Here is a 14,431-nt window from a genome sequence, read left to right as displayed (position 1 = left end):
CCCTCACGTAACTGTAGGTTCAAGCTTTTTTCCAAAAGAATGAATCAAGTTCCTCACTGCATATATTAAACTATACCTTTTCTTAAGGAGGGCTTCCTTAATGCGTACTCCTTTATCCTTTGATAAAGACACTGCCATACTGTTAGCTTCTTGTTGTGAGTTAACGTATGAACAATATAAACAAAATGGTATTTTCGAAATACCAGATGGTTTTCAATATGTACAAGGGTTTCAAGGAAAGGCCATTCAAACAACAGAATGGTTCGGATTTATATTAGAATCTGAGGATACAATTATCGTTGCCTTTAGGGGCACTCAAACAGACCCAGATTGGATTATTGACTCTCTCGTCAATCAAAAACCTTATCCTTATGCTTTAAATGGTGGAAATGTCCATAACGGCTTTCTCTCTATTTATGAGTCTTGCCGTGATTCTATTATGGATATGCTCGTATCATTGCCAGCACATAAAAAACTGCTAGCTACTGGGCATAGTCTAGGTGGCGCGCTTGCCACATTACACATATTAGATGCACGTATAAATACTGCCTTCGCACAGTATGGACTTTATTCATTCGCTTCCCCAAAAGTAGGAGATATCGCTTTTCGAAATTATTATAAACTACAAGTAGCTAGTAGCTTTCGTTTCGTCAACTTGTTCGATGTCGTTCCACTTCTCCCTCCCCGAAACATAAATTTTAATGATCATGATTGGGAGTATGCACACGTCCATCACAATATGACATTTACAAAAAACACAAAATCCATTACAAATAATCATTCCATTACAACATACAAAACATGTCTGACTTCTCATTTTTAACCAGTAAACAATTGGAAATAAAATATTCATATACTATAATACTCTATGAAGTTATTTTTGGATGAGGGGACCTTACATGTTAAAATTTATCTTCACACTTTTTCTTATTGTAATTTTTACGGTCACAGGTTTCTTTACATTTTCATACTTTGCGACAGGAGAGTATGATGGGGCAGGTATAATATATACCACTATTCCATTTCTTTCTTAAGCAAAATAAATAAAACGAGCTAAAAAAAAGTAAGCTCGTTTTATTTATTAATATCAATTTTTGTTAGTAAATAGATAATATATCCCCCAACGTAGCAACCTCTTTAAAACTGTTTAACTGCATTACCAATACCCCAAATTTCATTGCTGTACTGCAAAATCGTTCGATCACTCGCAAAATGACCAGACTGTGCAATATTTAAAATCGACATTTCTAGCCACTTTGTTCGGTTCTCATAAGCTCTACCAACAGCTTCTTGTCTTTCAGCATATGGACCAAAATCTCGCAGAACGAAATATTCATCATTTTGAATAACGAGAGAATCATAGATCGCTTCAAATTCAGCACCCGATTGTGCAAAGAAACCATTTGTTAATTGATCTACTATTTTTTTAATGTGCCTATTGTGGTGATAATAGTCACTTGCACGATATCCACCATTTTGATGGTAATGAAGAACCTCTTCTGCTGTTAAACCGAAAATGAAACAGTTATCATCACCGACCCGGTCTTTTATTTCAACGTTAGCTCCGTCTAGCGTTCCAAGTGTAATCGCACCATTCATCATAAATTTCATATTGCCTGTTCCCGATGCTTCTTTACTCGCCGTTGAAATTTGCTCACTTACATCCGCCGCCGGGAATATATCTTCAGCTAAAGAAACTCGATAGTTTTCTAGAAAGATAACTTTCATATATTGACTAACATACGGATCATTATTTACTTTTCTTGCGAGTTCATTTATTAATTTAATAATTTTTTTCGCGTAATAATAACCAGGTGATGCTTTCGCTCCAAAAATAAAAGTACGCGGATAAAATGTAAAACTAGCATCCTCTTTCAAACGGTTATACAAATATAAAATATGAAGAACATTTAATAATTGTCGTTTGTAAGCATGTAATCTTTTCACTTGCACATCAAAAATAGAATTTGGATCAATCGTAATCCCCATTGTATTATGAATGCGCTCCGCTAAAATCTCTTTACGCTCTTGTTTTACCTCTGCAAACTTCTCTTGGAAACTAGCATCATATTGAACTGTTTGCAACGATTGAAGCTTAATCGGTTCTTTCTTCCACTCTGGTCCAATCGCCTCTGAAATGAGATTTGTTAACTGTGGATTTGCTTTCATAAGCCAGCGCCTATGAGCAATTCCATTCGTCTTATTATTAAACTTATCTGGATAAAATTCATAAAACAATCGCATTTCCCGCTGCTTTAATATTTCCGTATGAATTTTTGCTACACCGTTTACGCTATGGCTACCGACAATTGCTAAATGAGCCATTTTCACAAGATCATGCGCAATAATTGCCATGTCTTCAATGCGATGCCATTCATAAGGATAACGTTCCCAAAGTTCATGACAGAAACGTTCATTAATCTCTTCAATAATCATATAAATTCTCGGTAATAATGGTTTAAAAATGTGAATTGGCCACTTTTCGAGCGCTTCTGATAACGTCGTATGATTCGTATAAGAAATTGTCTGCGTCGTTATGTGCCAAGCTTCTTCCCATGTTAACTTTTCTTCGTCTAGTAAAATACGCATCAGTTCTGGAATTGCTAAAACCGGATGTGTATCGTTAATGTGAATCGCAATTTTTTCATGTAGTTGACGAAGGTCACCATATCTTTCTCTATGCATTCGAACGATATTTTGCAAACTTGCTGATACGAGGAAATACTGTTGTTTTAAACGAAGTATTTTTCCCTCATCATGCGTATCATCTGGATATAAAAACTCCGATACAGCCTCTGTTTCGCGCTTATATTTCAAAATATCTTTGCAGTTTTGCGGGAAAGGAACTGGTTCAGCATTCCAAAGTCTAAGTGTATTTACAGTACTCGTCTCATAGCCTACTACCGGCACATCATATGGCACCGCCATAATGACTTCTGCATTTGTATGCCTAAACTCTAAACGCCCGTCAATTTCTAGCGGTTCAACACTGCCAAAATAACTTACTTCTACAGCTTGATCATGTCTTCTTACTTCCCATACGTTTTCATGAAGAAGCCACTGTTCTGGAAATTCAACTTGATAACCATCAACAATTTTCTGATCAAACAAACCATGTTTATAACGAATTCCACAGCCGTGTCCTGGTAAGTTTAAAGATGCAAGTGAATCAAGAAAACAGGCTGCTAAGCGTCCAAGTCCACCGTTACCAAGGCCTGCATCTGCTTCCACTTCTTCTAACTCTTGTAACGAAATCCCTAGTTCAGATAACCCCTGCTCGCATACATCTCTAATACCTAAATTCAAGATGTTACTTCCAAGCAAACGTCCAAGCAAAAACTCAATAGACAAGTAATACATTTGCTTTTGCTCTCCTGATCGATAACTCTCGTTCGTTGCAATCCATTGACTATTCATATACTCACGTACCATATGGCCGAGCGTATTATATTGATCACGATTTGTAGAATCTTTGAAACTTTTCCCATACATCGTCTCTAACTTTTCTAGAAAAGTTGATTTAAAACTTTCAACATGAGTAAACATTTTTTCACCACCTACATGTTATTCCATGAGACTTTTATACAATTCCTTATAAGCAAGAGCCGATTGCCTCCAGCTATAATCTTCAGTCATCGCTTGTTTTACAAGCTGCTCCCACACTGGTTTATCGTGATAAAATTCAATTGCACGGTGAACCGTATGCAGCATGTCATGTGCATTAAAGTTCGTGAAACTGAAACCATTTCCTTCGCCTGTTTCTTCATCATAAGAATGTACCGTATCGTTTAATCCACCTGTTTCTCTTACAATTGGAATCGTACCGTACGCCAATGCGATAAGTTGTCCAAGTCCACACGGTTCAAACAGCGATGGCATTAAAAATAAATCGCTTCCCGCATACACTTGGTGCGCTAATTCTTCATTAAATCCGATATAAACTTTTACCTTCTCCGGATACTCATATGCCATCCACTCAAAGAATTGCTCATATTCCGAATCACCTGAACCTAAAATAATACATTGTACATCTTCTTCCATTATTTCGCGGAATACAGTGCGTACTAAATCAAGACCTTTTTGCTTCGTTAATCTCGTTACCATTGAAATAATTGGTGTATCCTCTTTTTCTGGCAAACCAAAATAACGCTGCAAAGCGCGTTTATTTTCACTCTTTTCATATAATGACTCTGCATCATACTGAGCCTTAATATATGAATCCGTTTCTGGATTATATACGCTCGTATCAATACCATTTACAATGCCACTAAGCTTATCATTATATTTTCTCAGTAATCCATCTAACTTCTCACCGAAAAATTCATATTGAATTTCTTCTTTATACGTCGGGCTCACCGCTGTAATTTGATCCGAAGCGATAATACCGCCTTTCATAAAGTTTATGTTTCCATAAAACTCTAGCTGCTCACTATGAAAATATTCATCACCAAGCTCTAACAAGTCGTACATCACTTCAGAAGGAAATACTCCTTGGAACTGCAAGTTGTGAATCGTATATACCGTTTTAATACGCTCATATAACGGGTTATCTTGATACTTTTCACGAAGTAAGAAATTAACCATAGCCGTATGCCAATCGTGGCTATGAAGAACATCCACTTCAAAATCAAGATGCGGAATACACTCTAACACTGCTTTTGAGAAATAAGAAAAACGCTCCCCGTCATCATAATGACCATACAGAGAATCTCTCTTAAAATAATATTCATTATCTATTAAGTAATACGTAATTCCGTCTTGCTCACCTTTTAAAATTCCGCAATATTGATTTCTCCACCCAAGCGGGACGTTAATTACTTTATGTAACGTACATCCATCTCTTAACTTTTGCGGAATGAGACTATAATTCGGAAGTATAATACGAACGTCCACTCCTAATTTTTTCAGCTCTTTTGGGAGCGCACCCGCTACATCAGCTAATCCTCCCGATTTCACAAACGGTACACATTCTGATACTGCAAATAAAATATTCACTTGTTGTCCCACTGCGCGAAAAGTTTTTATACTCCTCTTGCAGCTTCCTCCCTTCGAGTTTTCATTTAAATTAAAACTTTAATCAGTGGGAGAAAAAGCCCCCACTGATTCTTTAGGAATAACTATTAATCGTACTGTTTTGTACGCTTCCTTTTTCTACAACATATGGCTCATCGATGTTTCCTTTTAATACGACACCGTCGCCAATTTTCACGTCTTTATCAATAATAACACCGTCTATTATACAGTTATCTCCAATTTGGCTCTTTTGCATAATAATACTGTTACGAATAATTGAACCTTTTCCAATTTTAACCGAACGGGAAACAACACTGTTTTCGACTTCCCCTTCAATAATACTGCCATTTGCAATCATTGTATTTTTCACGACTGCACCCTTTAGATAACGAGTTGGCGGCTCATCTTTTACTTTCGTAAAGATCGGCGCTTCTTTCTTAAATAATTGCTTCCAAATAGCAGGCTGCAAAATTTCTAAGCTATGTTTATAGTAACTTTCAATCGAATCAATAATAGCTACATATCCTGTATGCTCATACGTAGCAATATGCAGTGATTTTCCGCGCTTTTCTCTCACTACATCAAATAAACTGTATTGCTCCACATCTTTATATGTCTCAAATAAATCTAACAATAATTGTTTCTTTAACACGTATGTTTGAAGCGAAACCCCTTCATGGCAAACTTCCGTAATATCAGCTGCCGTATGTATATGTCGCTCTAACACCGCCTGGAAATTTAATGCTGTTACGAGATGGCTATTCGTAATAACAACGTACTCTTCTCTGCTTCTTAGAAAATAATCAATATGTCTTCTAAAGTGTGCAAAAGACCCAAACTCATCTTGGTCACATTGGCAATTTGGCGGGAATAAAAATAGTCCGTCTCGTTTTCTATCTAAATCCCACTGTTTTCCTGAACCAACATGGTCCATTAGTGAGCGATTTTTATGACTTGTAAAAACCGCTACACTATGAATATTAGAATTCACCATATTTGAAAGCATGAAATCAATGAGTCGGTAACGGCCCCCAAACGGTAACGCCGCTAATGAACGATGCCCTGTTACTTTCTTTAAGGAAGGAAAACTTCCCGTTGCATTAATAATTCCTAACATTTTTTCTCCCATTCATTTCATCCCCCTTTTCTATTTCCCTTCAGCAATGAGTACTACATCGTCGACATTTTTTTCTGGACGAATAATTGTTCCATCTTCAATAACCATTTCCGAACCAACGATCGCTCTTTCAATCACAACATTTTTACCAATCTTTGCTCCTGGCATAACGACAGAATCAATAACCATACTACCTTCTTCCACCGTCACCCCTTGGAATAACACAGAATGCTTCACGTCCCCTTCAATGACGCATCCTTCGTTAATAAGCGATTCTTCTACTTTTGCCTTTTCTGCAATATATTGAGGTGGCTCATTTGGATTCACAGAATAAATACGCCAATTACGATCGTTTAAATTCAGTGATGTTTCATCGCGAAGTAAATCCATATTCGCTTCCCATAAGCTTTTCACCGTTCCAACATCTTTCCAATATCCTTCAAATGGATACGCCATTAGCTTCTTCCCTTCATCTAATAAAAGTGGAAGTACATCTTTTCCGAAATCATTACTAGATTCAGGATTTCTTGCATCCATCTCTAAATACTCTTTCAAAATTGCCCAGTTAAAAATATAAATTCCCATTGATGCAAGATTACTTCTTGGAAATTGTGGTTTCTCTTCAAACTCAACAATCTCCATCTCTTCATTTGTATTCATAATGCCAAAGCGACTCGCTTCATCCCAAGGTACTTCAATAACAGAAATGGATACGTCCGATTCTTTCTCAATATGGTAATCTAGCATCTTACTGTAATCCATTTTATAAATATGGTCGCCTGATAAAATAAGAACATACTCCGGTTCATACTGACTTAAATAGTTTAAATTTTGATAAATGGCACTTGCCGTACCTGTATACCACTTCACCCCTGAAGACTCCGCATAAGGAGGTAATACTGTGACTCCACCGTTTACTCGGTCTAAATCCCACGCATTTCCAATTCCGATATAATTATGAAGTTCAAGTGGTTGATATTGTGTTAAAATCCCAACCGTTTCAATACCAGAATTCGCACAGTTACTTAGCGTAAAATCAATAATGCGATATTTACCACCAAATGGAACAGCTGGCTTGGCTAAATTTTTTGTTAATGCACTTAAACGACTACCTTTTCCCCCTGCTAGTAACATTGCTACGCACTTTTGTTTTTGAGCCATCTTGTTTTTTGCTCCCCTTTCTCGTCTTCACTGGTCGTAATATGGATACGCCAAATGGTGGAATTGTAATCTCTACATGTGCTGCTTGATTATGGTACGGTTCTAGAATCATCTTAAGACGTTTCTTATTCACTTGCCCCGAACCGCCATATTGCTCAGCATCACTGTTTAAAATCTCGTTATAATACTCGAAATCTGGTACACCTACTTTATAGTTTTCATATGTAGCTTTCGTAAAATTACATACGACAACTAACGCATCTTCTTGTTTATCCCCTTGGCGGATAAACGAGAAAATACTTTGCTCATTATTATTAGCATCAATCCACTGAAAGCCTTCAGGTGAATGGTCAAGCTGCCAAAGTGGTTTTGAGCGCTTATACAATGCTATGAGCTCTTTAAAGTAATCATGCATATAACGATGCATTTCAAAATCATGTAAATTCCAATCTAAATCTTCAAGGTCTTTCCACTCATCAAACTGTCCGAATTCTCCTCCCATGAAAAGTAACTTCTTTCCTGGGTGAGTAAAGAAATATCCATATAATAAACGAAGCTGAGCAAACTTATCCCAGTAATCACCTGGCATTTTATTTAATAACGACTTTTTCCCATGAACGACTTCATCATGAGAAAGTGGTAATATGAAGTTTTCAGAGTACGCATATAGTAAAGAAAACGTCATTTTCTCATGAATGTGTTTCCTATATTCAGGCGCACACTCCATATATTTCAGTACATCATTCATCCAGCCCATGTTCCATTTGTAATTGAATCCAAGCCCACCTTCATACGTTGGAGTTGTTACAAGTGGCCAAGCTGTTGAATCTTCTGCCGTCATAAGAAAATCTTCATCCTCTGCAAACACTGCTTCATTTAACTCTCTTAAAAATGAAACAGCATGCTCATTACTTTGCTCTTGTCCTTCTTTATTCCAGTACAACATGTTCGCAACTGCATCTACTCTGAAACCATCAATATGGAAATATCTCATCCAAAATAACGCATTTGAAATTAAGAAATTACGTACCTCTCTCTTCCCTAAATCAAAATTGACAGTTCCCCATACTGGATTTTCTTGTACATCTTTATCTTTATATTCATAGGTCGGTGTGCCATCAAACAAATATAAACCGTGAGCATCTTTACAAAAGTGCCCCGGCACCCAATCTAAAATGACACCGATTCCATATTTATGACATTCGTCGACAAAATACATTAAATCATGCGGCGTACCAAATCTACTCGTCGCTGCATAATATCCCGTTCCTTGATATCCCCAAGAACGATCATATGGATGCTCAACAAGCGGCATAATTTCAATATGTGTAAATTGATGTTCCACCACATACGGGATGAGCTCTTCTACCATTTCCCTGTAAGAATACAGCGTTCCATCTTCTTTCTTTTTCCAAGAACCAAAATGTAATTCATAAACTGTCATCGCTTCTTTATAAATCGTTTTTTTCTTTTTCTTACGAGTCCAGTTTTTATCATTCCATTCATATCCCTTTATATCAAAAACTACAGATGCCGTATTCGGTCTTACTTCTGCATATACAGCATACGGATCTGCCTTTAAAATGACGTCACCAGCCAACGTTTCAATCGCATATTTATATATTTCTCCTTCTTTAATATGCGGTATAAACAAGGACCAAATGCCTTCTTCTGTCACTTGTAGCATCTTATGTTGCTCATAATCCCACTCATTAAAATCTCCAACAACACTCATTGCTTTCGCATGAGGAGCCCACACTGTAAATCGTACCCCTTGAATCTCATCTTCCGTCACAACATGTGCGCCAAAGATGTTATAACTTTCATAGTACTTTTCTGTATGAAACTCATCTCGTTTCACTTCTTCACAATTTATTACACTCAATATGCTCACCTCACTTAGATGACAGAATTTTTTATACTTTAACTATTTCTGCGAAAAACTGCAATATCCTTGTTAATTTATAAAAAATATTCGTTTTTTTCTTAAAAATGTTAGTTTTTCTTCACATTTCCGTGTAAAATATCGAATTTTGACGAATATTCATTGAAAACGCTTTATTATTCTTCTATATTTTTACCTATTATTTTTTCTCAACCTTTATTTTATTAGATTTATCCTATTTTTCATGCTATTTTTCATTCAAAATCAAAACAAAATAATCTGTCATAAAAAAATGTTTCTCAACATTTTTTGTCACAATTTTATTGAAATGCAAAATTCATAAGCATATACTCGCTCTCAATAAAGAACTTAGATCTTCCGTAACTATAATTCATAGTGGACTACTATGTTTACTTATTTATCCTTGTTGCGAACGGTCACTATGAAAATTTAACTAGGAGGGCTTTCTTATGTCATTAAAACAAAAAGTAGGAATGGGAGTTGTCACCGCTTCACTTGGTTTATCCCTTACATTCGGAGGTGTATTCGCCTATTTCAGTGATTCAGAAACATCGAGTAACTCATTTCAAGCCGCCTAACAACGAAGCCTTGGTACTGAAAAAGACGGTAAGCTGCTTGGCCAATATTATTATGCAAGACCTGACGAAAACCTTGCCGGCGATGTAAATGGTGATAAAGTAATCGATATTAAAGATGCTAAAATTATCGCTAGCAACTACATTAAAAAAGGACTAACTGTAAAAGACGGAGATCTTAATAAAGATGGAATTGTCGACGGAAAAGATATTCGCTTCGTTGAAAAGAACTTCTTGAAAAAAGGTCCAGATGCATCTAAATCACAAACACCTGTAGAAAAATCAAAAAGCGGTACACTGACAGATATTTTAAAGAAGTTAGGATTAACACCTAAAAAATAATCATAAAGAGCACTCTATATAAAATAGAGTGCTCTTTTCTATAAATGACCCTTATCCAGCAAAAGGGGTATATTGGGGATATACAAGGGAAACCGGAAAAGGAATTTATATTGAATTATATATAAATCCAGAAGTAAGAAGCAGGTCCCCACTTCCGGATTATTTAGCAATTAATTATAGTACTGGTGCCATAGTTTCTTTTAATACTTTTACAGAATGAGCGAATTTCGCTTTTTCTTCTTCATTTAGCTCAAGTTCTACGATTTCACGTACACCTTCGCGGTTAATAACAGCTGGAACACCTACGTAAGCATCTTTCTCACCGTATTGACCTTCAAGGTATGCAGATACAGTTAATACGCTGTTCTCGTTGTTTAAGATCGCTTTAGTTACACGAAGTAGTGACATACCGATTCCGTAGTAAGTTGCACCTTTACGTTCGATGATATGGTAAGCTGCATCACGTACATTTTCGAAGATTTTATCTAAGTCTTCTTGTTTGTACTGTTCGTTGTTAGCTAAGATTGTTTCTAGTTTTTGTACACCGATAGTAGCGTGGCTCCATACTGGAAGTTCAGTGTCACCGTGCTCACCAACGATGTAAGCATGAACGTTACGTGGATCTACATCTAAGTAGTCACCTAACATGTAACGGAAACGAGCAGAGTCTAAAGTAGTACCAGAACCGATTACGCGCTCTTTCGGTAAACCAGATTCTTTCCAAGTTACGTAAGTTAAAATATCAACCGGGTTAGTTGCGATTAAGAAGATTCCATCGAATCCGCTATCCATAATGCCGCGAACGATTTGTTTAAAGATCTTTGTATTTTTCTCAACTAAGTCTAAACGAGTTTCACCTGGCTTTTGTGGTAACCCAGCAGTGATAACAACTAGATCTGCATCTTTACAATCTGCATAGCTACCGCTCCAAACTTTTGTTGGTGATGGAGAGAATGGTACCGCATGGCTTAAGTCCATTGCTTCCCCTTCTGCTTTTGCTTCATTAACATCTACTAATACGAATTCTTCAGCTACACCTTGGTTGATCATTGAGTAAGCGTAACTACAACCTACAGCTCCTGTTCCTACTAATACTACACGATTGATACCTTTTTTCATGGTAATTTCCCCTCTCTATTGTTCACATATATTTTTTTATGATTGTTTAAGTAATTAATTAAAATACTAATTTAATGTTGTTTAACTTCTTTACATTCATATTGTAGCACGTATTATTGTGAATTACTTCACAATTTATGACCTATTTGTGAACTTTTTCACATAGAGTGTAAAGTTGTTAGATCAGGTGTGGAATCCATACCAAATTAGGTGTTTTCTTTAGATTGTGAATAAAAATGTATGATTCAATTACTCACTGTAACTAAATTCACTTTCTATAATAAAAATCCTAACATTCACAAAAAATGTAATCACATTATAAGATTAAACTGACTGATCACATCATTCCCTTACAAGATGGACGTCAATTAGCTTATATAGAATACGGTTAAATAAATGAATTAGCCTATACTTTATCACCTCCCTTTTAATCATTACTATATATTAAAAAATATCCGTTAAAATTATGCATTCTTTTCTAATAATAAACCATTCAATATAAGTGATAGGCTATGCAAAGCTTTAGACAACCGTGCCTCTGCATCTTCAGAATTCGCAATCCAACAAGCAAGGTCCACTAGTCCGCCATTTATATATCTTGCTAAAGCTTCACAATCCGTCTTTTCAATAATACAGTCCTTCATTAATTGCTGAAGCATCTCGGCCATCGTCACTAAACATTGTGACTGTGATGATTGATAATAACTAGTTCCTAATACTGCTGGTGCATCTCGAAGTACGATTCGCTGAATTTCTGGATTAAGTGCCATCGTTAAATATGCACGACAACGCCCAACAAACCCTTCCCATTTTCCTTCCGCTTCATCTGATACTTTCCCTAATTTATTATCCATTTCCATATCAATTTCTTTTACAACTGCTTCTAACAATCCTTTTTTATCACCAAAATGATGATAAATTGCACCACGTGTTAAACCGACAGATGCTGTAAAATCATCCATAGATGTATTTACATATCCAACTGTACCAAAAGCCTCTCTTGCTGCCCACAGCAATTTAGCACGTGTTTCAGTAATCATTTCTGCTCTCGTTTTTTTAATCATCTTTTCCTCCTACTTCTATTCATTCTCTTTATTCAAAATGAATTGCACTATAGTATCGTTCTCTATATAAAAGAATAACTCCTTTAAACATCGGCTCTATCCAGAGATAAAACATTTCAATTGACATACGCTCCGTATGTTAATATGATATTGGCATACGGTGCGTATGTCAATTATTTCTAGCTTACAAGATAATATAACTTCTTACCTATACCCTACATTGACTCACTGTCCCTTTTTATAGAAGGTATTAATGAAACAGAGGAGGAGTTAAAAGAATGAAGAATGTATATGTACACGTCAAATATTGTGGTGATTATCATGTTTAATTCCTACCGTGAGATTTTCAGTGCTCCTGGTACAAAAGGATTCTCATTAGCAGGATTTATAGCTCGTATGCCCATATCAATGATGGGTATTGGTATTGTTACCATGTTATCTCAAGTAAGTGGTGACTATTGGCTTGCTGGAGCTGTTGCAGCTACCTTTACATTATCATCAGCTTTACTAGCTCCTCATATTTCTCGGATGGCTGATCAATTAGGGCAATCTCGCATACTTCTTCCGACTACAGGTATTAGCGTTTTCTTTACAATCCTCTTACTTCTATGTACGAAATATGAAGCTCCTTATTGGACGCTATTTCTATCCGCTTTATGTGCAGGTTGTATGCCAAATATGTCAGCTATGGTACGTGCACGTTGGACTAAACTATACCGCGGATCCCATAAATTGCATACAGCATTTTCCTTCGAATCGGTCGTCGACGAAATTTGCTTCATAATTGGTCCTGTATTATCTGTCAGTTTAAGTGTTATGTTCTTCCCAGAAGCAGCGCCACTTTTATCATCTGTTTTTCTTACAATCGGGGTATGCCTATTTACTATGCAAAAAAGCACAGAACCGCCTGTACACCCTCGCGACATTACAAACAACGGAACAGTATTTAAAATTGGTTCTTTGCGAGTACTAGTATTCACACTCATTGCTATAGGTACTATCTTCGGCACAATAGATGTCGTTAGTGTAGCTTTTGCTGAGCAGCAAGGAAACACAGTAGCTGCTAGCTTTGTACTTTCTGTCTATGCAATCGGTTCATGCCTGGCAGGCCTTATTTTCGGTACTCTTAAACTCAATACCCCACCCTATAATCAGTTTTTAATAGCGGTCACACTTTCCATGATAACAATGCTGCCACTAGTTTTTGTAAACAGTATTACTTGGCTAGTAGTTATTGTTTTCTTTGCAGGGCTATCTGTCGCTCCTACTATGATTATTACTATGGGGCTTGTGGAAAAAATCGTACCTGAATCAAAGATAACCGAAGGAATGACTTGGGCAATTACAGGACTTGGAATTGGAGTCTCCCTAGGATCAGCGATAGCTGGTTTAGTTATTGATAACTTTGGAGCCCATGTAGGATTTAATGTGGCTATTATAGCAGGAGGCCTTGCCTTAACTATTGCACTTTTAGGCTACAAAACTCTTCACTCCGCATATAGTCATGTTGTTATTAAACAAGATGAACATTCAATAGAAAGTTAAAACATATTCAAAAAATAGGATTACCTTTTCTTATGTATGAGAAAAGGTAATCCTATTTTAAACTTATTATTTATAATTTGTCATAGCTTCTTCTATATCTATACACAACAAAAAAGAGATAGCAGATTATGCTATCTCTTTTAGTATGACCCGTACGGGATTCGAACCCGTGTTACCGCCGTGAAAGGGCGGTGTCTTAACCACTTGACCAACGGGCCAGTTCTGGCAGAGAAGAAGGGATTCGAACCCTCGCACCGCGTTCGCGATCTACTCCCTTAGCAGGGGAGCCCCTTGAGCCACTTGGGTACTTCTCTATAAATATGGCTCCGCAGGTAGGACTCGAACCTACGACCGATCGGTTAACAGCCGATAGCTCTACCACTGAGCTACTGCGGAACAATTATGGTGGGCCTAAATGGACTCGAACCATCGACCTCACGCTTATCAGGCGTGCGCTCTAACCAGCTGAGCTATAGGCCCATAATTGAAAAGCGGGTGAAGAGAATCGAACTCTCGACCAGAGCTTGGAAGGCTCTTGTTTTACCACTAAACTACACCCGCACAAAATTGAAAATGGTGAGCCATGAAG

10 protein-coding genes, 5 tRNA genes and 2 pseudogenes are annotated in these 14,431 nt (G+C 36.9%); 5 read left to right on the top strand and 12 right to left on the bottom strand.

Annotated features, from left to right (window positions below):
* Positions 1 to 100 precede the first annotated feature (100 nt).
* Positions 101 to 823, top strand: coding sequence for a lipase family protein (locus tag CN409_RS25945; protein ID WP_001260110.1), 723 nt, complete (start codon positions 101 to 103; stop codon positions 821 to 823).
* A 76-nt stretch (positions 824 to 899) separates the two neighbouring features.
* The gene (locus tag CN409_RS32595; RefSeq protein ID WP_000911076.1) at positions 900 to 1,034 is read left to right on the top strand and encodes a hypothetical protein; all 135 of its coding nucleotides are present in this window, start codon (positions 900 to 902) and stop codon (positions 1,032 to 1,034) included.
* A gap of 103 nt (positions 1,035 to 1,137) precedes the next feature.
* Here CN409_RS32595 and glgP read toward each other — a convergent pair whose 3' ends face one another.
* From glgP to glgB, 5 genes are all read right to left on the bottom strand, one after another.
* Positions 1,138 to 3,546, bottom strand: a complete 2,409-nt coding sequence (gene glgP / locus CN409_RS25935) for a glycogen phosphorylase (RefSeq protein WP_000494093.1) — start codon at positions 3,544 to 3,546, stop codon at positions 1,138 to 1,140.
* An 18-nt stretch (positions 3,547 to 3,564) separates the two neighbouring features.
* Positions 3,565 to 4,995, bottom strand: coding sequence for a glycogen synthase GlgA (gene glgA, locus CN409_RS25930; RefSeq protein WP_002081949.1), 1,431 nt, complete (start codon positions 4,993 to 4,995; stop codon positions 3,565 to 3,567).
* A gap of 112 nt (positions 4,996 to 5,107) precedes the next feature.
* Positions 5,108 to 6,142 carry a glucose-1-phosphate adenylyltransferase subunit GlgD gene (gene glgD / locus CN409_RS25925; protein WP_000504159.1) on the bottom strand — a complete coding sequence of 345 codons (1,035 nt, stop codon included), beginning with the start codon at positions 6,140 to 6,142 and terminating at the stop codon, positions 5,108 to 5,110.
* A gap of 18 nt (positions 6,143 to 6,160) precedes the next feature.
* Positions 6,161 to 7,291: a glucose-1-phosphate adenylyltransferase gene (glgC, locus tag CN409_RS25920; protein ID WP_000057602.1), complete on the bottom strand. Its 1,131-nt coding sequence runs from the start codon at positions 7,289 to 7,291 to the stop codon at positions 6,161 to 6,163.
* Positions 7,239 to 9,176 carry a 1,4-alpha-glucan branching protein GlgB gene (gene glgB / locus CN409_RS25915; protein ID WP_097981098.1) on the bottom strand — a complete coding sequence of 646 codons (1,938 nt, stop codon included), beginning with the start codon at positions 9,174 to 9,176 and terminating at the stop codon, positions 7,239 to 7,241. The genes glgC and glgB overlap by 53 nt, the downstream gene beginning before the upstream one ends.
* A gap of 470 nt (positions 9,177 to 9,646) precedes the next feature.
* Between glgB and CN409_RS25910 the strand changes: the two are divergent.
* Positions 9,647 to 9,769: pseudogene (locus CN409_RS25910) on the top strand (TasA family protein); the annotation flags it as partial.
* Positions 9,760 to 10,114, top strand: a pseudogene (locus tag CN409_RS25905) (dockerin type I domain-containing protein); the annotation flags it as partial. The pseudogenes CN409_RS25910 and CN409_RS25905, both read left to right, overlap by 10 nt.
* Positions 10,115 to 10,288: 174 nt before the next feature.
* On the opposite strand, the gene CN409_RS25895 reads toward CN409_RS25905, so the two are convergent.
* Positions 10,289 to 11,233, bottom strand: a complete 945-nt coding sequence (locus tag CN409_RS25895; RefSeq protein WP_000715339.1) for an L-lactate dehydrogenase — start codon at positions 11,231 to 11,233, stop codon at positions 10,289 to 10,291.
* Between the two features lie 464 nt (positions 11,234 to 11,697).
* Positions 11,698 to 12,297 carry a TetR/AcrR family transcriptional regulator gene (locus tag CN409_RS25890; RefSeq protein ID WP_000592778.1) on the bottom strand — a complete coding sequence of 200 codons (600 nt, stop codon included), beginning with the start codon at positions 12,295 to 12,297 and terminating at the stop codon, positions 11,698 to 11,700.
* 321 nt (positions 12,298 to 12,618) lie between these two features.
* Here CN409_RS25890 and CN409_RS25885 point away from each other — a divergent pair, with 321 nt between their 5' ends.
* The gene (locus CN409_RS25885; RefSeq protein ID WP_015945917.1) at positions 12,619 to 13,842 is read left to right on the top strand and encodes an MFS transporter; all 1,224 of its coding nucleotides are present in this window, start codon (positions 12,619 to 12,621) and stop codon (positions 13,840 to 13,842) included.
* Between the two features lie 146 nt (positions 13,843 to 13,988).
* Here the strand turns inward: CN409_RS25885 and CN409_RS25880 are convergent.
* The 5 genes from CN409_RS25880 to CN409_RS25860 all read right to left on the bottom strand — a co-directional run bounded on the left by CN409_RS25880 (position 13,989) and on the right by CN409_RS25860 (position 14,403).
* Positions 13,989 to 14,060, bottom strand: a tRNA-Glu gene (locus tag CN409_RS25880).
* Positions 14,061 to 14,065: 5 nt separating this feature from the next.
* Positions 14,066 to 14,156: transfer RNA gene (locus CN409_RS25875), tRNA-Ser, on the bottom strand.
* 7 nt (positions 14,157 to 14,163) lie between these two features.
* Positions 14,164 to 14,238 (bottom strand) — tRNA-Asn (locus CN409_RS25870).
* Positions 14,239 to 14,245: 7 nt separating this feature from the next.
* Positions 14,246 to 14,322, bottom strand: a tRNA-Ile gene (locus tag CN409_RS25865).
* 10 nt (positions 14,323 to 14,332) lie between these two features.
* A tRNA-Gly gene (locus CN409_RS25860) sits at positions 14,333 to 14,403 on the bottom strand.
* Between the last annotated feature and the right edge of the window lie 28 nt (positions 14,404 to 14,431).

Origin of the sequence: Bacillus sp. AFS012607, from assembly GCF_002558005.1 — a bacterium.
GTDB lineage: Bacteria > Bacillota > Bacilli > Bacillales > Bacillaceae_G > Bacillus_A > Bacillus_A thuringiensis_S.
The sequence above is the reverse complement of the archived record's forward strand: the minus strand, read 5'-3'. Positions and strand labels throughout refer to the sequence as shown.